Here is a 21,671-nt window from a genome sequence, read left to right as displayed (position 1 = left end):
AATATTTTTATTTTTTGCAATTGTTTCTATCTCAATGTCAGGGTTTGCTCAAGGCAATGACCCTGCTGCCAAGAAAATCCTCGATGCAGTTAGCGCCAGGTTCAAATCCTTTAAAGGAGTACTGGCCAGCTTCACGCTCAAGAATGAAGACAATTCCGGTAAGGTACTTGGCGTAAAAAAAGGAACTGTGTCCATGAAAGGCAACAAATACAAAGTGAGCCTCGCCGGTCAGGAGATCTTCTGTGACGGCACCACTGTATGGACTTACGACAAAGCTGCCAATGAAGTAACCATCAACAAGGTAGACAACAGCAGCAGCACTATCACTCCCCAGAAATTGTTCACCAACTTCTACGATAAAGATTTTCTGTACAAACTCAACGGAGAAAAGAAAGAAGCTGGTAAGACCCTGCAGGAAATAGAGATGACGCCTGTGGACAAGACCAAACAGTTCCACAAAGTGTACATCCAGGTAAACAAAGCCACACAAACACTGTACAGCACCAAAGTGCTGGATAAGCAGCAGAACAAATTCATCTATACCGTCAATACCATGAACGGTAAAGCAACTTTGGCTGATAACCTCTTCACATTCGACAAAAGCAAATATCCCGGCGTAGAGGAAGTTGATCTTCGCTGATCTGCGGCAGCTATTCGCTGCTGCCCCAACGGAAGGTCTTGATATCGAGACCGGCCAGGTCAAGCACCCTGTCGGTTACGGTAGCTGCCACTTCTTCGATAGTAGTTGGTTTGCTGTAAAAAGATGGAGTGGCAGGACAAATAATTCCCCCGGCTAAAGTCAGGGTTTCCATATTCCGGATATGAATCAGATTATAAGGCGTATCTCTCACTAAACAGATGAGTTTACGCCTTTCTTTTAATATCACATCTGCAGCGCGCGTGATCAGATCGGAGCTCACGCCATTGGCAATACGGCCCAATGTACCCATGGAGCAGGGCGCGATGATCATGGTGTTGAATTTGCCGGAACCCGAGGCAAATGGCGCCAGGAAATCCTTCACAGACCAGGTGGTGATATGGTGTGCGGGATCATGCAGTAAACGCTCATAATCTTTGTTGTCAAGCTCGGTTTCCCAAACCTGCTTCGCATTGTCTGTCATCACTACCGCCAGTTCCTGCCATTGATCATGAATGCTCAACAATTTTTCTATGATCTGCTTTGGGTAAATGGAACCACTTGCTCCTGTTACCGCCAGCACAATTTTATGCATGGTATTTGAGTTATGTTTGTATCTTAAACAAAAGTAAGTATGCAAACCCTGAAACTCGCGTTTTTGTTCAGTTGGCTCACCATTTTTTCCTGCGCGCAACGCCCGAAGGAAGAAAAGGCTAAACTCAACTGGCTGAGCCTGGAAGATGTGACGGCAAAAATGCAGCAGGAAAAAAGACCAGTACTCATCGATCTTTATACAGACTGGTGCGGTTGGTGCAAGGTGATGGACAAACGCACGTACAGCAATAAGCAGGTGAGCGACTACGTGACATCAAAATTCTATCCCGTTAAAATAGATGCAGAGAGCAAAAAGACTTTTACCTGGAAAGGGAAGGAATATAATTTCAACAAGAACGCCCGGGCTCATGATTTTGCCATCTGGCTCACCAATGGACAATTATCCTATCCCACTACCGTGTTCATTCCTGTTGATGGCGATCCACAGGCGATCCCTGGTTTCCTGGCTCCCAATGAGCTGGAATTGCTGGTGAAATACTTCGGTGAAGGGAACGATAAGAAGATTTCCTTCGATAAATGGCATAAGGAATTCAAATCTTCCTGGTAAAAGAACCCTGATGATTTCCGGTGTTGCATTGAAGATGCGCAGAATGATCACCGTTACAGTTCACTCCATCGTATTAAAATTTCCTTAAAGAAATATTGCTGCCCGAGGGCTACAAAATCGTTATACTAAACGATTTTGCAAGGATTCTGCAATGCAAATAGCTACAAAGGTTTTTCGTGATGACTGATTTGGTCTTTTACGAAAAAAAAGGTAAGCTATGCAACCATTGTTTCACCACTATCATCTTATATTTGAATTTTCATAGGATAAGGTTTAATGGTTAATGGTATTTGATTAGTGGGGCCTCCCTTTTGGGAGGCCTTTTTGTTTTCATGGTGCTGCGGCTGCTCGCCTCCCGGCGGGTAACTGGCTCCGGAGAAATAAAAAAGCCGTCTCATGAAGAGACGGCTCGTATACTATTTTGTTATTTGCCTGTTAACGGGATTCGGCCATATCAGGGATTGCAGCCACTTTATATTCTCCGGCATCCAGTTTTTTCTTGGTTGCTTCGAATGCTTCCAGTGTTGCATTGATGTCTGCATCGGTATGCACGGCTGTAGGGATCAGACGGTAGATGATATGTCCTTTCGGAATTACCGGATACACCACGATAGAGCAGAAGATTCCATGATTCTCGCGCAGGTCCATCACCATGGCTGTTGCTTCTTCCACACCACCTTTCATGTACACGGGCGTAACCACGGAGTCAGTTTTACCAATATCGAATCCTTTTTCTTTAAGACCCTTCTGCAGCTTCATTGCATTGCTCCAGAGCTTGTCTTTCAGTTCAGGTTGACTGCGCAGCATGTCAAGGCGTTTGAGATTGCCCATTACAAGTGGCATGGGTAAGCTCTTGGCAAAGATCTGGCTGCGGATATTGTAGCGGATATAATCGATGATGGCTTTGGGGCCGGCAACAAATGCGCCGATGCTGGCCATCGATTTTGCGAATGTGGAGAAGTAAAGATCTATCTGGTCCTGTACACCCTGCTCTTCACCAGCGCCGGCGCCGGTTTTGCCGAGTGTGCCAAATCCATGCGCATCATCCAGCAGGATCCTGAAGCCATATTTTTCTTTCAGTGAAACGATCTCTTTCAGTTTGCCCTGATCGCCCGCCATACCGAATACACCTTCAGTGATCACGAGAACACCGCCGGCTTTTTGTTTTTCGATGATCGCATTGGCGCGTTGCAATTGCTTTTCGAGATCCTCGATATCGTTGTGTTTGTAAACGTAGCTATGTCCAACATGAAGACGAAGGCCATCGATGATACAGGCATGGCTTTCTGCATCGTATACGATCACATCATGACGGCTGCAGAGTACATCTATCAGGCTCACCATTCCCTGGTAGCCGAAATTGAACAGGATTGCATCTTCCTTTCCTTCGAATGTGGCGAGTTCTCTTTCCAGTTGCTCGTGATGAACACTGTTGCCGCTCATCATGCGGGCTCCCATGGGAAGCGCCAGTCCGAATTGCGCAGCAGCATCACCATCCACCTTTCTGATCTCAGGGTGATTGGCCAGTCCGAGGTAGTTATTCAAACTCCATACGATCATTTCCTTCCCGCGGAATTTCATTCTGTTTCCAATCTCGCCTTCCAGTTTTGGAAAAGCAAAATATCCATGCGCTCTTTCGCGGTGCTGGCCGATGGGTCCACCGGAGTTTTTCAGCAATCTGTCAAAAATGTCTGCCATATTATTGAATTATTAAAAAATAGAATGTTTTTTAAGCCTGGTCAATGCCGCAAAAATAACAATTTTTGAATTGACAGGTCACGAATTACGTTTAATGGTTTAATCATTACATTTGTCGCAAATCACTTGCAAATGCGAAAAATTTTTGCCTTCCTGGCCCTGGTTCTGATTGTAAGCCAATCATTTGCACAGTCCAAAAAAGGCCAGCACAACGTACCCAACCGCCCTAAATTAGTAGTCGGAATTGTTGTTGATCAGATGCGATGGGATTATCTCTACAGGTATTATGACCGTTATTCTGCTGATGGCGGCTTCAAACGCCTCCTTCACAATGGATTTACCTGCGAGAACACTTTCATCCCTTACACACCTACTTATACTGCCTGCGGACACACTTGTGTATATACAGGAAGTGTGCCAGCCATTCACGGTATCACCGGGAACAACTGGTATGATAACGAATTGAAGCGTACTGTTTATTGTGCTGAAGACAAATCTGTTAAGTCTGTTGGTACTACCACTGATGCAGGTGTGATGAGCCCTAAGAATATGCTGGCTACCACAGTGGCCGACGAGCTGCGCCTCGCTACCAATTTCAGAAGCAAGGTGGTAGGCGTTGCCATCAAAGACCGTGGCGCTATTCTTCCCGCTGGTCATTCAGCCAATGGCGCTTACTGGTACGATAGTAAAACCGGGGACTTCATCACTTCCACTTTTTATATGAATGATCTCCCTCAATGGGTGAAAGATTTCAACAGTCAAAGACTTGTAGACAAATATTACGAGCAGGGATGGAACCTGCTGTATCCTGCCAACACTTACGTGCAGAGCACAGCAGACGAAAAACCTTATGAAGCCAAACCATTCGGCTCCGATCAGAAAGGTTTCCCTTACGATCTGAAACGTTTCATCGGTAAAAGCTACGGTTCCGTTTCCAGCACGCCTTATGGCAATACCCTCACTGCTGAAATGGCCAAAGCTGCCGTGATCAACGAACAACTCGGCGCCGATGAGATCACAGACTTCCTCGCTGTGAGCTTCTCTTCTCCCGATTATATTGGTCATGCTTTCGGTCCCAACTCCATGGAAGCAGAAGATGGTTTCCTGCGTCTCGACAAAGAGCTCGGTTCTCTCTTCGATTTTCTCGATAACAAAGTAGGGAAGGGGCAATACCTGCTCTTCATCAGCGCCGACCACGGTGTATCCCATGTGCCCGGTTTCAACAATGAGAACAGGCTGCCGGGCGGAACAGTAGATGACGGCAAATGGTTGAAAGAGCTGGAACCAAAGCTGCAGGCTGCTTTCGGATCATCCAAACTGATCACCGGTTCCTGGAACAATATGGTAACCCTCAATCATGGCCTGATCGATTCGCTGAAACTGGATGAGAGAGCTGTTAAGAAACTGATTGTTGATTATCTCAGTCACCAGCCTGGCGTTTCACGCGCATTTGCACTCGACGACCTTAATACAATTCCATTAAATGAAACCATCAGAGCGAGGATCAACAACGGTTATTATCCCCGCCGTTGTGGAGATATCCAGTTCGTTCTTCAGCCCGCTTATTTCGACGGAGGCAGCACCGGCACTACGCACGGTCTCTGGAATCCTTATGATTCCCATATTCCCCTCGTTTGGTACGGCTGGGGTGTTAAGCCCGGAAAGACCAACCGCGAAACATATATGACAGATATTGCGCCTACCATCGCAGCCATGTTGCGCATTCAGATGCCCAGCGGTAACGTGGGCCATGTTATTTCAGAAGTAGCTGAGTAATATTTTTCCCGATAATATGAAGCGGCAGGCATTCAATAGTGCCTGCCGCTTTTTTATTCCACCAGTGGAAACTAACATATGTTTGGTTACCCTACATTTGCACAACAAAATTTTCGTTTATGAACAAACCTGTTACCACGCTTCAGCGCTGGGCCTTCATGATGTTGATGGTCCTGTGTTCTGCAAGCGTGCTCGCTCAAGTAAAGTTGACCGACAAGATCCCGCTGGATCCTAAAGTGAAGACCGGCAAACTGCCCAATGGTCTCGTGTATTACATCAGACAAAACAAGAAACCTGAACAAAAAGTGGAACTGCGACTGGTAGTGAATGCCGGTTCCATTCAGGAAGATGATGATCAGCAGGGGCTGGCGCATATGGGAGAGCATATGGCTTTCAACGGAACGAAGAATTTCAAGAAGAATGAGATCGTTTCTTTCCTGCAAAACATTGGTGTTGGATTCGGGTCTGACCTGAATGCCTATACGAGTTTCGATCAGACCGTGTACATCCTGCCCATCCCTACAGACAAACCCGGTAACCTCGAAAGTGGTTTCCAGATCCTTGAAGACTGGGCGCACAATGTATCTTATCTGACTGATGACATCAACAACGAACGCAACATCATTATCGAAGAAGGCCGTCAGGGGAAGAGCGCTGATGAACGTATGTTCAAAAAGATCCTCCCTGATCTGCTGGCCGGTTCAAGGTATGCCAACAGGCTGCCGATTGGTAAGGAAGAGTTGATCAAGACTTTCCCGCCCGATGCCATCCGTCGTTTCTACAAAGAATGGTATCGTCCTAACCTGATGGCTGTTGTTGTTGTGGGTGATGTTGATCCTGTGAAAGCGGAAGCCATGGTAAAAAAGCATTTCACCAGGCTGGTGAACCCAGCAAAGGAACGCAAACGCGAAAGCGCTGTAATGCCTCCTTACACTACCAACAAAGCGATTGTGGTTACAGATCCTGAAGCCACTACTTATTCCGTAGCTGTGAACTATTCCGCTTTCAAAACAAATCCGATGTTAACAGTTGCCGATTTCCGCAAGGCACAGATCAAGGGACTGTTTGAAAGCATGGTGAATCAACGTTTGGGAGAGCTCACACAGAAAGAGAATCCTCCTTATCTCGGAGCGCAGGCCAGCTTTGGTTCTTACGCGAGAGGATACGCTGCATTCAGCGCATACGCAGCCGCTGGTACCGGCGACGTAAAGAAAGCGCTCACTGCCATGATGGAGGAACTGGAACGCATCAAACGTTATGGTTTCACGGCCGCAGAAATGGAAAGGACCAAGAAGAATATCCTGGCTTCTTACGAAAGAGCCTACAACGACCGCGATAAGGCCGAGTCCGGCAGCTTCGTGGACGAATATGTGAACCTCTTCCTGGAGCAGTCTCCCAGCCCCGGTATTGCCAAAGAATTCGAGTACATCAAATCCGTTCTGCCTGGTATCACTGTTGATGAAGTGAATGCTTTTCAGAAGGAAGTGATGAAGAACGATAAGCATTTTGTGTATGTAACAGGCCCTGAAAGCGGAGCCACCAACCTGCCCAATGCAGATCAGCTGCTGGCGATGGTGGATGCAGCGGGTAAAGCCGATGTTAAACCTTACGAAGAAAAAACGCTTGGCAACAGCCTGATGGCCGAACTGCCCAGGGCAGGCAAGGTTACCAATAAGACCACCAATGCAACGCTCGGAACTACTGATCTCACACTGAGCAATGGCCTCACGGTTACCCTCAAGCCAACTGATTATAAAAATGATCAGATCCTGGTGGCCGGTACAGCCTTCGGTGGCAAGAACAATTACGGCCTCGCTGATAAATACAATGCAGAATATTTTGCTTCAGTAGTTCCAACGATGGGGCTTGGCGACTATTCGCCTACTGATCTCCGTAAGGTGCTTGCCGGAAAATCTGCCGGAATGAAAATTTCTGTCACCGGCTATACGCATGGTGTTGGAGGAAGCTCTACCGTGAAAGATCTGGAAACCCTGTTCCAGTTACTCTACCTGCAGATGACTGCACCCAGGAAAGATGCCGAGCTATTCAAATCATTTGTGCAACGCAACCAGTCGCAGTTCGCTAACCTGGCTGCCAATCCTGAAGCAGCTTTTGCTGATTCCATGTACAAAGTGATCTTCCAGAATAATCCGCTGGCGCCTATCCGTGTGCCCCATGTTGAATACTTCGATAAGATCAACCCGGACCGTTGCATCGGCATCTACAAAGAGATGTTCGGCAATGCTGCCGGTATGCACTTCGTGTTCACCGGTAGTTTCAAGGAAGCTGATCTCATTCCTTTCATCGAACAATACATCGCGTCTTTGCCGGTGAGTGGAAAATCGATGGAAGTGGTGGATACCAAAGTTCGTGTGATTCCCGGGGCGCATGAATTCAAAATGAACAAGGGTGCAGAACAGAAGAGCCTGATCCTGGCATTCTATACAGGTGAAACGCCATATAGTCCTGAGATGAATCTTAAAGTGAATGCGCTCAGTGAAGTACTCAACCTTCGTATCATCGAGGAGCTGCGTGAAAAGATCCAGGGTATCTATGGCGGACAAAGCGGTGGTGGCCTGGAAAAATATCCTTACAATGCTTACAGCTTCATGGTGCAGTTGCCCTGCGGCCCTGAGAAAGCAGATACACTGGTGAAAGCACTGAAGCATGAGATCGCACTGATAAAGGAGAAAGGAGTAGACAATAGCTACCTGGAAAAAGTGAAGAAGACCTGGATCGAAGGATATAAAGCCAGCTACAAAGACAATGGCACCTGGCTCAATCAGCTGATGGATGCCAAACTCAATGGAGGCAATATGGAAAGATTCCTCAATTATGAGAAAAATGTAAATGCGCTCACCACTGCCGATGTGCAGGAAGCAGCCAAACTCATCTTTGGTGGTAAGAATGAATTCTTCGCTATCCTGATGCCGGAAGGATATGCAGCATCGAAATAGAATACGATAATTTTAATGATAAAAGAGGGCGTCTGTATGGCGCCCTCTTTTCATTTGCAGTATTGCGAACGAAGTTCGCGGAAATCCGCTGAAACCTGCACTGCGCCTAAGTTGCTAAGGATCATGTGTTGTTTGTTTTTTGATTGAAAGTTGCAACTTTGTTACAATAAAAAACAGTATACCTTTCCTATAGACTTAATGTATATGCGCTAACTTACAATTACAGATATTCTACTATTCTCCTTCCCGTTTTTCTTGTTTTTTACGTAGACAGCGCTCCACTGATATGTAGTAACCCTGCATTAAGTGGAATACCATTTTTCTAATTAACAAAAAACATGCACATGAGAAAGCTAATCAAGATCGCAGGTCTTCCTGTGTTAGTATGCTTTGTTTTACTCTCCTGTAAGAAAAATTCCAAAGAAACAAATGTTGAACCTATCGGCCAGGATGTACTGGCAAAGATTGCTGAGCTTGGCTTCAGCAACAAGAATGTACAACCTCACAGTGAGGGATACCTGGTAGAGGGAGACATTGTTATTACCAAAGACCATCTCAACAGCAAGTCTGAGAACATGCTGATGCGTATTGCAGATGAAGAGCAGTATCGCACTTACAACCTGGTGACAGCACTGCCGAGGAATATCACTATCCGTGTGAATTCCTCTTTGCCTGCCAGGTATGTTACAGCAGTGAACAGCGCCATTTCGCGTTACAATGCACTGGGGCTTCGCATCACATTTTCACGCGTAACCTCAGGAGGAAATATCGTTATCAACCCTGCTCCTTCAGGTTCAGGTTACCTGGCATCTGCAGGATTCCCCACCAGCAGTGGAAATCCTTATAGTTCTGTGCTGGTGAACAGGTCTTACCTGGATACCTGGAACATCAATACCGTAACCAGTATCATTGCTCATGAAGTGGGGCATTGTATCGGCTTCCGTCATACCGATTACATGAACAGGTCTTACAGCTGCGGTGGTTCTCCGGTGAATGAAGGCGCCAGCACTGTTGGTGCTGTACATATTCCCGGAACGCCTACAGGGCCTGATCCTAATTCATGGATGCTGGCTTGTATTGGCAATGGAGTGAACCGTCCTTTCAATGCCAATGACATCATCGCGTTGAATTACGTGTATTAAAAAAGACCAGGGTTACTACAGAAAACCGGCGCAGCTCCAGCGCCGGTTTTTTTGTAATTGGTCTGACGCAGCCGAACCAATTACAAAAACAAAAAAGACCGCCTGAAACTCAGGCGGCCATTCACTTTCCGAAAAATTCGGTTATGCGATAGTGATATCTTTATCCAGGTAAACATCCTGCGTGGTGTGCAGCAGTTGTACGCCTTCATTGAAAGGACGCTGGAATGCTTTTCTTCCGAGGATCAGTCCCATACCGCCTGCGCGTTTGTTGATCACAGCTGTGTAAACAGCATCGGCGAGATCGCTTGCGCCTTTGCTTTCGCCACCACTGTTGATGAGGCCAACACGTCCGCTGTAGCAGTTCAGTACCTGGTAACGGTTGAGGTCGATCGGGTGATCAGTAGTGAGCTTGTCGTATACCAACGGAGAGGTCTTGCCATGTTTTGTAGCGAGGTAACCGCCGTTGTTGGTAGGTAATTTTTGTTTGATGATGTCTGCCTGCAATGTTACGCCGAGGTGGTTTGCCTGGCCGGTAAGATCGGCAGAAGTGTGATAGTCCACGCCATCCACTTTGAATCCGTTGTTACGGGTATAGCACCAGAGGATAGTGGCCATGCCCAGTTCGTGCGCATATTCGAATGCTTCAGCCACTTCTTTCAGCTGACGTGCACTTTCATTGCTGCCCCAGTAGATGGTAGCGCCAACAGCGATTGCTCCCATATTCCAGGCGCTCTTAACGGTGCCGAACATGGTTTGATCGAATTTGTTGGGAAGGCTGAGGAATTCATTGTGATTGATCTTCACAACAAAGGGAATGCGGTGTGCGTATTTGCGGCTCATGATACCGAGTACGCCATAAGTGGAAGCAACGCCGTTGCAACCGCCTTCCATAGCGAGTTTGATGATATTCTCAGGATCGAAATAGATGGGATTGGGAGCGAATGCGGAACCGCCGCTGTGCTCGATACCCTGATCTACGGGGAAAATGCTGCAGTAACCGGTATTTCCCAAACGTCCGTGGCCCAACAGGGTTTGCATGCTGCGTAATACCTGGTTGTTACGGTTGCTGTTGATCCATGTTCTTTCTACATGATCAGGAGAAGGGAGATGGATCATCGATTGATCAATCGTCTCGCACTTGTGTTCCAGCAAATAAGCGGCTTTATCGCCGAGGAGGTCAACAATCTTTTTAGAAGGCATGATAATTTCTGTGTTTGGTGATGCAATCGCCCGGCAAAGATAGGGGCATGCGTTCACCATTCCCAGTCCCATGATGAGCCCGGTGCCTACTGTAAATTGACTTTCCTTCAGCGGTAAAGCCGCTTGATCAGAGGAATTCTAACTTTTATGCGTTTCTGTTAATGCAGTTCAAATCAGTAAACGCAATTTCTAAACGTTTTATAAAACTTTCCTCGCCTTTGCGGAGCCATACGCGTGGATCGTAAAACTTCTTGTTGGGCTTGTCTGCGCCTTCAGGATTGCCCAGCTGGCCCTGCAGATAAGCTTCATTCTTCTTGTAGTATTGAAGTACGCCTTCCCAGAAAGCCCATTGAAGATCGGTATCGATATTCATCTTGATGGCTCCATAGCCAATAGCCTCGCGGATCTGGTGCTGTGGAGAGCCGCTGCCACCGTGGAATACAAAGTATACGGGCTTGGGGCCTGTTTTGAATTCCTGCTGGATATATTCCTGGCTGTTACGCAGGATCTCAGGACGGAGCTCCACATTGCCGGGGCTGTACACACCGTGAACGTTGCCGAATGCAGCTGCTACACTGAACAGGCTTCCAACCTTGCCCAGTTCTTTGTATGCGTAGGCAACGTGCTGGGGCTGCGTATAGAGTTTATCATTCTCGATGCCGCTGTTGTCAACACCATCTTCTTCACCGCCGGTAACACCCAGTTCGATCTCGATTCCCATACCAAGTGGGGCCATACGCTTGAAGAACTCAACGGAGGTTTCGATATTTTCTTCGATGGGCTCTTCAGAAAGGTCGAGCATATGTGAACTGAAAAGCGGCTGGCCTTTCTCTTTGAAATATTGTTCGCCTGCATCGATCAGTCCGCTGATCCATGGCAGCCATTTCTTAGCGGCATGGTCTGTGTGCAGTACCACAGGCACACCGTAGTATTTTGCTACGTTGTGAACGTGCAGGGCGCCTGAAATAGCTCCCTGGATATTGCCCTGGAGCTGATCGTTGGGCATTCCCTTGCCTGCAATGAATTGGGCACCTCCGTTTGAAAACTGGATGATGACCGGTGAATTCACTTTCGCTGCCGCTTCCAGCGTGGCATTGATACTGTCGCTACCAATTGTGTTCACGGCAGGGAGTGCAAACTGGTTTTCCTTGGCGTCCTTATACAGGGCTTCCAGTTCTTCTCCGAAAAGTACACCGGCTTTGTATTTCTTCATGATTTGATAATTTTTCTATGGTAATTATTAAGAAAGAATTGCTCCTGTTGAATAGATTTTAAGGATTTCGGTCTTTTTTTAAATGCCGCGCTAAGATACGTAGGTGGTCGCGTTTATTAAACACAAATCTTTCGTTTTGTAGAAAAGTGAAAGAAGAAAAATAGAATGGGAAGAAAATGAAAGAGAGATTTGAAAGCAGAAAAGGAAGCGAAATGGTCACTGGGTCCCTGCAAAACTAATCTTCGAACTTTCCCAGGTTCTTGGAGATCAATGCAAGGTTCTTTTGCAGTGTCTGTTTCAGTTGACGTTTCACCAGTTGCCCCATGGAGGTGCATTTGAGGAAGGCGGAGCTTTTGAAATATTCACTGAGTTCAGATCGCAGTTGATTAAGCTTTTCTTCAGTAGAGATTTTGTCTCGGGCCATGATATTGAGCAGTTCCATCAGCCGGAATCGGGTGCTGGCCACGCGGAAGGCCATCATGGTTCTTTCCTCCATCTGATACTGCTCCACAGAATCCTGGTTGAGGTGTTTGGTGCAAAGCGAAACCAGTTCTTTGTTTTCTTTGAAGAATTGCGGCAGATACAAATTCTTCCTGCCTTCGTAGGATTGCTGGTCGAAGTCGATTGCGCGGATGCGGTACTGGAAATCTTCGATGTCCGGCGTGATGTCTACCACAAAATTGTAGGAGCGCATATCGCCAAGCAGTCGTACAAAGCATCTTTCGTTGAACTTCACAAATTCCTTTGCCAGCCTGATCTTGTTGGTGCTGGGTTCGTTCAGGTGTTTTGAGATGAATACATCGCCGGGGATACCGGGAATATGTTCTTCCACCAGTGTATTGTGATGAGTGAGATAAGTGATGCGGTTGGGCGAAAGCAGGTGTTCCAGTTCAAGTCCGTAAATCCGTGATGCATCGGCGATCTTGATATAGTAGTGATCGTAGTTGTCGTTGAACTTGTTCACGATGCGGATGCGGAAGGGATTTGAATTACCGAAGCTGCAGTAATCGATGCGGGCAACATCCAGGTGTTTGGTAAAAGTGAGATCGCCTTCTGTTTTGAGGATGGCGTACATCTTCACCAGACCTTCGCGGATGAATTCGAATTCGCGGATATCGTACAGGACCGTCTCCCAATAAGTATCGCGTCCGTTCTTGTCCAGCAGGGGAACGGAGTAGGTGAAATGAAGGAGGTCTTTATACGAAACGGGCAATTTCACTTCGCGGCCATGTTGTTTGAGATAGCTGCGCAGGCTTTCCTGCACAGGAAACATGGGTTTCTTGCGGGAGGGCTTGTTGGGCTCTGTAAGCGCCTGGTCATTATCGTCGATAGCTGACATGCTGCGCAACTAAATTACAGAAATATCGGATGTAAAAAGAGACAGGAAATAGGCTGGCGCATATTGAAGGCGGCTGCCGTACCAGCTGAACAGTTCGCCATCCACGAGGATGATCTTCGTGTTTGGCAGTTCTTTTTGCAATTCATCGATATGCTGTTGTTTGAAAGGGTAGGGTTCGGAGGAAAGCAGGAGCCGGCGGCATCCGGAATCTTTCAGATCCTGGATGGTGATTTCCGGATATCTTTTCAGGTGACCGAACACGTTGGTGAGCCCGCAGCGGATGAGCATATCATTGATGAATGTATCCTGGCCGATTGTCATCCATGGATGGCGCCAGATCAGGTAAGCAACCGGTATGTTTTCGTGGTGAGGTAACCGGTAGGTAAGCTGCCGGAAATCAGTTTCGATCTTTTCTGCCAGTATTTGTCCCTTCTCTTCCCGGTTTGTGATTATTGCAACCTGGCGGACCATCTCCAGGGCGCTGTTAAGATCATGGATATCGCTTACCCATACAGGATAGTGAGCGGCCAGTTCTTCAACCTGCTCTTTTACGTTTTCTTCTTTATTGGCGATGATGAGATCCGGCTGCAGCTGATGAACCATTTCCGGTTTTACATTTTTTGTGCCGCCGATACGTGTTTTGGAACGGAACCATTTTTCCGGATGTACACAGAATTTGGTGATGCCTGCTACCTGTTCTTCCAGCCCGAGATCATACAGTAATTCGGTCTGTGAAGGAACCAGTGAGATAATCCTCTTGGGATGTGAAGGAATGGAGACTGTTCTGCCTGTCTGGTCAGTGAATAATGGCATCGGCAAATTTCCTGCAAAATAAAGAAAGCGGCCAGGAAAGCGGTAATAAACTATGTTAGGTTGGATTATAAGCCTGTTGAGTGTGAAGCCTCACCTGTGTTGGAGGGGAGCAACAGGGTTAAAGGATGATGAAGGTACCGCTGCTGTCCTCCTGCAAAAGATTGATCTTTTTGCAGGAGGGTATTGGAGTTAAAGCAGACGGTTCTTAACACACAGGATTTGGAACTACTTGGTTTCTTTCGGACGTTGGATTTTACTTCGGACGGTTAATCAAGGATCATTGTGCGTTTTTCACCGGATTTGGATTGGTTTTTCTACGGATGATTGGACCCTGGTTTTTCTTCGGACGATTGGACTCTTGGTTTTTCTACGGACAATTGGACCTGGTTGATCATTGGATTTAGGATCTTGGTCTTTCTTCGGATATGGATCGGATCTTGGATTTAAAAAGAAAAAGGAAGTTGATTGATACTGGATTTTTTGGATTTTCTGGATATTGGATCAGAACACAGGTTATTTTCGGATATTGGACTGATTGATTTAGTTATCAATCAACTTCTGAAACAAAAGTACTGCCGGACGCCTTCCTTCGCAAGAGCAGAACTTCTCGATATTAAATGTTCGGGATTTACTTCTGAATTCGTAGTGTTTCATCTGTTTGTCTAGTAAACTTATTATTTGACTATCGTAAATCTACCTGGAATGCCCTGTTTTAGCGGGTTTTCGTTGATTTGTATCAAACGAATTGGTGTTTTCGCCTATTCGTTTTAGTTATTAACACAAGGTTACGCAACGGGAAAACGCGTTTTTACCTGTCCGGGTTTTGGGTGTATTGAACGGCTATTTCCGCCTGTTGATCGAATAAACTTCTATTGGTCATAGGGCTTTTACATCTTGTAATTGCCTGAACGGCATGTGCAACCCTTTTTAGTCCGTAACCCTGGATCCGTAAGAGAGTACCCTAAGGCAAGATGATATTACAGGCCGGTTTTACAGGAGAGACTGCCCCCAAGGTGGTCTCTAACTTTTTCAGACCTTTCCCTTCACAAAAAACGCAGGAAGCTTTTGCTCCCTGCGTTCTTTTATGTGTGAATACCTGGTATTTCTGGTATTCCATTTATTTCCTGATCAGCCTTATCGTTGCCAACGGCTTCTTACTTTCATTATAAATACTGATAAAGTACATTCCCGCGCCAAGCCCGCTGATATTGAACTCGTGCACATTCATCCCCCGATAGAGCGTTACCGGCTTGCGTACCACCCATTGACCGTTCAAACTGCTGATGATCAGCTCTGCATCCCTGATCTCTCTTCCCACATCCACCTTAACCGTGATGATGCTGGTGGCAGGATTCGGATTGCTCTGGAACAGCTTGACAGGACCATCGGATTTACATGATATCAGGTTGATGGTCTTTTCAACATGACCTATACAACCATTATCGCTCGTATAGGTGTAACTGATAGTTTGTTTGCCAGACTTGAACCCGAGCAGGTTCCAGCTGTTCTCCGTTACGCCGCTGCCTTCGAACACACCACCTGCAGGGCTTGCTTTCAATTCAACTGCATTTTCACTTAGGCAGATCTCATCGGGTATATTGATCACCGGCCGCTCAAATACAGTGGTGGTGAGCGTTGCTGCATTGGAGGTAACCGAAAAACCCGGAATGCCCACTATACAACGGAATTGCTTATTGGAGGTGGCTTTCACCAGGTAGCTGGATTGGGTGGCATTGTTGATATCCGTCCAGTTATTGCCATCTGTACTTTGCTGCCATTGATAGGATGGGTTGGTAGATCCTGAAGAATTGACGATTACAAAAAAGTTCACCTCGGTTTCCTGGCAACTGGTTACGCTGCCCGGATGCTGCAGTATTTCGAGTGTTGGTTTGGCTTCATAAGCGCCAATGTCGATAACACCTTCACCGATACGCGTTTTGCCATTCAGGTCTTTTGTGATGGCAGAGAGGTCGGGAGACTGGCCTGCCTGGAAATACAGGTTATTGCCTTTGTTGATCAGGCCGCTCACGGATCTGAGTGTATAATCATCGCCCGATACATCATTGAACAGAGGATCAGTACTGCCTGACAGAATATGTTTGGCAGCATCTGCAGGCATTCCCTGCACCAGGCTGTAGCTTGCATCCAGTGTGCTGTTGTGATTGTCGATTCCCGAGCCATTTCCGTAAAGGATGCTGTTGCGCAAATGTACAGTAGCGGCTGAATTGGCCATAGCGCTGCCGGAAGTCAGCGCGCGGTTATTGGTAATGGTAAGGTTGGTATGATAAACGTCAGAGTTGATATCGTTGTAAATTCCGCCACCACTGATGCCTGCATAGTTCTTATAGATCAGCGTATTGGTGATGGCTGCTGACGAGTGACTGAGATAGATGCCTCCGCCGAACATATCGGCTTTGTTGCCTGCTATTATTACATTATTGATACGCGGAGAAGATGCATGAATGTAAATACCGCCTCCATATTGGACCATCAGTTGATTGCCATTGATCACTTCCCAGGGCATACCATACAATTCGCCGCCACCACCCCTGATGGTGAAGCCGTCCAGTACTGCATTACCTACATCTCCAGCTGCCACTACAATGTGAAAGGCGTTCTCCATCATATTGTTCATGGTGAGCGAAAGGCCATCGCCGGAAATATAATCATCATCGCTGTAATCGCCACTGAGGATGGTCTTGTTGGCAGTCAATGAAAGGTCCCGTTGATCAGGTGAGCTTTCGTATCCTGCAAAGCCTCCGTAGATCTGTACGTTCTTTACCATCAGGAAAGCATTGCTGGGGCCGCCGTCCATTCCGAAAGTTTCATCCACGGCACTGTACATTGGTTTGTAGGTGCCCCCGGCAACAAAGATCTTCAGCGGGTTGGCGCTGGTGAAATTGCTTTGCCTGGCTTTAGCCCAGCGAAGTGCATCGGAAAGATCGGCCATCGGGGTTGACCAGCTGCTGCCATCACCGGTACTCACTGAATGCTGGTTCACATAGAGGATATTACCGGAGCCGGGTGTGATGGGAACCACATCGATAGTATAGACCTCACCGGCAGTTTCCGTGCAACCGTTGATCTCAACATCCAGGGTTACTACATCCCCATTGGCAGGGAAGTAAGTAAAATAGTTATCGGTACCTGCATATTTCGATTCGCCATTCACTTTGAAATTGTAATGCGAGAATCCAGGCGTAGCCACAAACATAGCGAGTGTACCATCCATGATCCGCTCATACACGGAAGAAGTGAATTCGAGGAAGCTACTGGTTTTGATACCGATCAGGTAAATTCCTCTGTCAGTATCTTCCGTACCGATGCCGCCTGACGCATCGAAAATATAATTGATACCGGATGGAGAGCCTGCGGGCCGGGCCGTTGCAACAGGATAGATGGCGCCGCTTTCCTGCAATATGCCGGCATAGAAATTTTCACCGGGATTGAAATATGCAGGAGCGAGAAGGGGAATGACCTGATCCGTTCCCATCATGGCATCCGTGAGTGTGAAAGGATCTGAATTGGCAACGATGTTTCCATAATCATCCAGGATAACGGCAGATACCGTGTGTCCATTCATGTTAGGATCTCGCGATACCCTGAAATTGATTGCATCTATTTTGATGGAGATCGACGGAACAGTGATCTTAACGGCCATGATACCGCCTGTTGAGGGGAGGCCCATGCTATCGCTATCATTCTCATTGGATGCGTATTGGAAGCTGCTGCAATCGAGTGTCTGTATCCGTGAGCAGGTATTATTGGTATTGTCGTTATCGCCGGGAATGCTGATGGTGATGGTCTGTGAGCCCTGGTTGGCAACAGGGGCTTCAAACGTCACTTCTGCAGAGTCTCCCGCCGCTATAGCAGCGATCAGGTCTGTGGCGGTAGTGGAATTGATGCCGCTCACATTCATGGTTACATTGATATTGTTCCTGGTCTGATTGCTATTGTTCCTCACTATTACAGTAACAGGGTTCTGTGTTGCCCAGAATTTGCCCAGTATGCTTTGCATTTTGATCTGTCTTACTTCGAGGTCGTTCAACTCCGCGTTGGCATATCCCAGTTCCATCTGTGGCCGCCAGTTGAAGGAGGCATCCAGTGTAGCAGGAACTGCGCTGGCAGAATAGGAATATCGCACAGCAGTGCTGCTGCCCTGATCATCGTTCACATGCATCCTTGCATCGATAGTGGCAAAGCCAGTTCCCGTATAATCATAACCGATATACAGGGAACCTCCGTTATACGTGAACGGCGTTTGAAGTTCCAAAGAAACTACAGCCTCATCCATAACTCCAACCGGTGGATTGAAAGTTCCTGTATAGGCATTCGTCATTCCTGTAATAGCGGTGGACCATAAGGTTGACCTGGCATTCACGAGGTGGGATGAGTTCTCCAGGTAAAGCTTGATGGAGCCTGCAGCCGGAGCATCGGATCCTCCCGCATACCTGAAACCGATAGAATGGATAACGGTGCCTGCGGGCAGACCGATCTCCGATGCCAGCAACAAAAAATGCGACCTGAGATATCGGTGATTGGCAGTTCCGTTAGGACCAGTCAGGGAAGAAGAGTAGGTGGTGGAGGCCGGAACTACTTTTTTGACCACTGCCTGCGCATAAACAGCGCTGCCCGTAACGCACAGCATGGCCGCTGTGAGTACGGATGTAAAAACAGTTCTGAGGATATTCATAAGGGTCAGAGGTAAAGTTTTTCTATGGATTCAGATTAGCATTGATTTTAATTCGTCTTCGGTACACACCTGGAATTTGTCCTGATGCGTATTTTCACGCTGGTACTCTGTGCTAACGCTGTGGTATTAAAATTAGTCTGTATAACACCCCGAAATATTTTCCTGGGGTCGCTCAGGGATATGAACGACGGTTGGGAAACAAACCACCGCGGGAGGATGATTTTTGAGCTGTGGGTTGGTCGGATTGGGCAGTGGGCTCAGCCGGGCTTTATCGCTTATGTTTCCAGGACCGTCTTTTCATATTCCCTTCGCTCCATGGCTCCGCGGGCTCATCACAATGTGAAATGGGGGCAGATAAGTGTTTTGCGTGCATCAGACTAATTGAAGGGAGCAATTGTGTAATGTTATTTGAAGCAGATGGACTGACAAATACCTCAGCTCAAAATGGTGGTATCAGGAAACTTAATGGAAATAATTGTGAAATCACATAGGCCCCTCAAAAAATCGGTTACCTATCACTGCTACCTTTACTTAGGGTGATGCATTCTTTCCCCCATCCCTCCCCCCCGATGCCGGAATTATCACCTAGCACCATCTCCTGATGCAATACACGCGGGAAGAATAAACTTAATGTTTTATTTTACCCGCTGCCGGCGGGGTAAAAAAATCATTTGTTGCACTTTCATAGTGCCCGGGCCGGGGAGGTGATATGGATAAAGGGCCTAAGAAACAAAAGCTCAAAAGCCCGGCCTGGCGCCACTGCCCAATCCAACCAACCAATGCCCAATATCCCCACAAATGCTGTGGTTTGTTTCTTCCGCCCGTCATCCATATCCCTCCCCGGCCCCGGCCATATAAAAACAACAAACCCTGCCAATTCACACCGGCAGGGTTCGACCAAAAATATTAAGAGTTTTAACTTCCCAGCGCCTGTATCACATCATACTTGGTAACGATGTGATAATTGCCGGCATCATCCTTCCCCAACACTGCGCCATTGTCTTTGTTGATCAGGCTGCGAAGCTTTTCCAGCGGCGTATTGAAATCGACCACCGGGAATGGCTGTTCCATCACGCTTTCAATAGTGGCTGTTTTGATATCGGGATTGCTGAACACTTTATTGAACAGACCGCTTTCGCTGATGGCGCCGATGATGCCATTGCCATTCATGACGGGGATATGTTCGATATCATATTTCTTCATCAGTTCAACGGCATCTGAAACTGTGCCGGCGGGCTGAATGGTTACGAGTTTTTGTTTTACGCTGCGGCCATTCACGATGTCGCGGAAAGTTTTCACATCGAGGAAACCGCGTTCCATCATCCACTGATCGTTGTAAATCTTGGCAACATACCTGCTACCGTGATCGTGGAAGATGCAGACCACCACATCATCTTTGGTGAGCTGGCTGCCGAGTTGCAGGAGGCCCTGAAGACAGCTGCCGGCGCTGTATCCGCAGAAGAGACCTTCTTCTTTGGCGAGGCGGCGCGCCATCACTGCACCATCTTTATCCGTCACCTGTTCGAAGTGATCGATCACGCTCATATCATAATTCCCGGGAACGAAATCTTCACCGAAACCTTCGGAGATATAAGGATGTACTTCGTTCATATCGATCTCACCGGTATTGAAATATTTGGTGAGCAGTGAACCATATACATCGATAGCCCATATTTTGATATTGGGATTCTTTTCTTTGAGGTACATGGCAGTTCCGGTAACGGTGCCTCCGGTACCGGCGGTGCATACGAGGTGTGTGATCTTTCCGCCCGTCTGTTCCCAGATCTCCGGGCCGGTGGTTTCGTAGTGCGCGAGGCGGTTGGCCAGGTTATCGTATTGATTACAGTGAAAAGAATTGGGGATCTCGGCGGCGAGGCGGCGCGCTACGGAGTAGTAGGAGCGCGGATCGTCGGGTTCCACGTTGGTTGGACAAACGATCACTTCGGCGCCTACGGCCTTGAGGATGTCCATTTTTTCTTTCGACTGTTTATCGGTAGTAGTGAAAATACATTTGTATCCTTTCACACAGGCTGCCAGCGCCAGGCCCATTCCGGTATTGCCGCTGGTGCATTCGATGATGGTGCCGCCGGGCTTGAGCTTGCCTTCCTTTTCGGCCACTTCCACCATTTTGAGGGCCATACGGTCCTTGATGGAGTTACCGGGATTGAAGTAGTCCACTTTTGCCAGGATGGTTCCGGGGAGCTGCTTTGTGATCTTGTTGAGTTTGATCAATGGCGTATTGCCAATCGTTTCGAGAATATTCTGTTTGATATCCATAATAATGTAGATTCTCGGGCAAAGGTAAGGTATTGCTCCGGGCCGGATGGAGCGCGGAGCTTCAGGATTCATTAAATTTATGCCATGAAATGCCGGAGAGTATATTTTATCAGTGGACTGGCGGCGGATGAGCGTGTGTTCAGGCATATCCGTTTGCCGGAAGGAGTTGAGATGGTGCACCTTAACTGGATCACACCTAAAAAGGATGAATCATTGCCCGATTATGCAATGCGGCTTTCCGAAAAGATCGATGCCAGTGAACCTTTTGCATTGGTGGGATTGTCGTTTGGAGGTATGCTGGCAACGGAGATCGCTAAACGATTTCGTCCTGTTCAGACCGTTCTGATCAGCAGCATTCCACTGAGTGCGCACCTGCCAAAATATTTTCGCGCAGCGGCCGCCATCCGTTTACACAAAGTGATCCCGATCGGATTTGTGAAGATGATGGCAAGAAGCAAGCGGTTCTTCACCAGGGAAACGGGAGAAGATAAAAAGCTGATCTTGCAGATCATCCAGGACAGCGATACCCATTTCATCCGATGGGCCATGCATGCAATCCTTACCTGGAAAAATGAAGAACTGCCCGAACAACTGATGCATATCCACGGAACCCGTGATGAAGTGCTTCCGGGCCGCCTGACCACTCCCACGCATATGATCCCGAAGGCCGGTCACCTGCTGGTAATGACGGAACCGAAAAAGGTGAATAACTTATTGGCGGAAGTGGTCGGTAACTAAATAAAACAAACTTTTTTCTTTCTTGC

At 47.4% G+C, this 21,671-nt stretch carries 14 protein-coding genes; 6 read left to right on the top strand and 8 right to left on the bottom strand.

Annotation, left to right across the window (positions count from 1 at the left end):
* Positions 1-34 precede the first annotated feature (34 nt).
* Positions 35-640, top strand: a complete 606-nt coding sequence (locus FSB84_RS28925; protein ID WP_158644168.1) for a LolA family protein — start codon at positions 35-37, stop codon at positions 638-640.
* Between the two features lie 10 nt (positions 641-650).
* On the opposite strand, the gene FSB84_RS28920 is transcribed toward FSB84_RS28925, so the two are convergent.
* Positions 651-1,232, bottom strand: coding sequence for a UbiX family flavin prenyltransferase (locus FSB84_RS28920; protein WP_130543939.1), 582 nt, complete (start codon positions 1,230-1,232; stop codon positions 651-653).
* Positions 1,233-1,271: 39 nt separating this feature from the next.
* On the opposite strand from FSB84_RS28920, the gene FSB84_RS28915 reads away from it, so the two are divergent.
* Positions 1,272-1,799, top strand: a complete 528-nt coding sequence (locus FSB84_RS28915) for a thioredoxin family protein (protein WP_130543938.1) — start codon at positions 1,272-1,274, stop codon at positions 1,797-1,799.
* Between the two features lie 435 nt (positions 1,800-2,234).
* On the opposite strand, the gene FSB84_RS28910 is transcribed toward FSB84_RS28915, so the two are convergent.
* Positions 2,235-3,497, bottom strand: a complete 1,263-nt coding sequence (locus FSB84_RS28910; protein ID WP_130543937.1) for an aminotransferase class I/II-fold pyridoxal phosphate-dependent enzyme — start codon at positions 3,495-3,497, stop codon at positions 2,235-2,237.
* A gap of 132 nt (positions 3,498-3,629) precedes the next feature.
* On the opposite strand from FSB84_RS28910, the gene pafA reads away from it, so the two are divergent.
* The 3 genes from pafA to FSB84_RS28895 all read left to right on the top strand — a co-directional run bounded on the left by pafA (position 3,630) and on the right by FSB84_RS28895 (position 9,372).
* Positions 3,630-5,273 (top strand): alkaline phosphatase PafA, encoded by a 1,644-nt coding sequence (gene pafA, locus FSB84_RS28905; protein WP_130543936.1) that lies wholly within the window; start codon positions 3,630-3,632, stop codon positions 5,271-5,273.
* A 119-nt stretch (positions 5,274-5,392) separates the two neighbouring features.
* Positions 5,393-8,230 (top strand): M16 family metallopeptidase, encoded by a 2,838-nt coding sequence (locus FSB84_RS28900; protein ID WP_130543935.1) that lies wholly within the window; start codon positions 5,393-5,395, stop codon positions 8,228-8,230.
* A gap of 344 nt (positions 8,231-8,574) precedes the next feature.
* On the top strand, positions 8,575-9,372 hold the full coding sequence (locus FSB84_RS28895) for a M57 family metalloprotease (RefSeq protein ID WP_207234337.1): 798 nt from the start codon (positions 8,575-8,577) through the stop codon (positions 9,370-9,372).
* A gap of 141 nt (positions 9,373-9,513) precedes the next feature.
* Here the strand turns inward: FSB84_RS28895 and FSB84_RS28890 are convergent, their stop codons facing one another.
* The 6 genes from FSB84_RS28890 to FSB84_RS28865 all read right to left on the bottom strand — a co-directional run bounded on the left by FSB84_RS28890 (position 9,514) and on the right by FSB84_RS28865 (position 20,907).
* Positions 9,514-10,572: a class I fructose-bisphosphate aldolase gene (locus FSB84_RS28890; RefSeq protein ID WP_130543933.1), complete on the bottom strand. Its 1,059-nt coding sequence runs from the start codon at positions 10,570-10,572 to the stop codon at positions 9,514-9,516.
* 145 nt (positions 10,573-10,717) lie between these two features.
* Positions 10,718-11,785 carry a class II fructose-bisphosphate aldolase gene (gene fbaA, locus FSB84_RS28885; RefSeq protein ID WP_130543932.1) on the bottom strand — a complete coding sequence of 356 codons (1,068 nt, stop codon included), beginning with the start codon at positions 11,783-11,785 and terminating at the stop codon, positions 10,718-10,720.
* 235 nt (positions 11,786-12,020) lie between these two features.
* Entirely contained in the window at positions 12,021-13,124 is a 1,104-nt protein-coding gene (locus FSB84_RS28880) for a hypothetical protein (RefSeq protein ID WP_130543931.1), read from the bottom strand.
* A gap of 9 nt (positions 13,125-13,133) precedes the next feature.
* Positions 13,134-13,937 (bottom strand): helical backbone metal receptor, encoded by an 804-nt coding sequence (locus tag FSB84_RS28875; protein WP_130543930.1) that lies wholly within the window; start codon positions 13,935-13,937, stop codon positions 13,134-13,136.
* A 1,117-nt stretch (positions 13,938-15,054) separates the two neighbouring features.
* On the bottom strand, positions 15,055-18,630 hold the full coding sequence (locus tag FSB84_RS28870; RefSeq protein ID WP_130543929.1) for a T9SS type A sorting domain-containing protein: 3,576 nt from the start codon (positions 18,628-18,630) through the stop codon (positions 15,055-15,057).
* Positions 18,631-19,545: 915 nt separating this feature from the next.
* Positions 19,546-20,907: a pyridoxal-phosphate dependent enzyme gene (locus FSB84_RS28865; RefSeq protein ID WP_130543928.1), complete on the bottom strand. Its 1,362-nt coding sequence runs from the start codon at positions 20,905-20,907 to the stop codon at positions 19,546-19,548.
* A gap of 84 nt (positions 20,908-20,991) precedes the next feature.
* Here FSB84_RS28865 and FSB84_RS28860 point away from each other — a divergent pair, with 84 nt between their 5' ends.
* Positions 20,992-21,645, top strand: a complete 654-nt coding sequence (locus FSB84_RS28860) for an alpha/beta fold hydrolase (protein ID WP_130543927.1) — start codon at positions 20,992-20,994, stop codon at positions 21,643-21,645.
* The last annotated feature ends 26 nt before the right edge of the window (positions 21,646-21,671 follow it).

The sequence above is a fragment of the Pseudobacter ginsenosidimutans genome (genome assembly GCF_007970185.1).
GTDB classification, from domain to species: Bacteria; Bacteroidota; Bacteroidia; order Chitinophagales; family Chitinophagaceae; genus Pseudobacter; species Pseudobacter ginsenosidimutans.
This window is presented reverse-complemented; position numbering and strand designations above follow the sequence as displayed.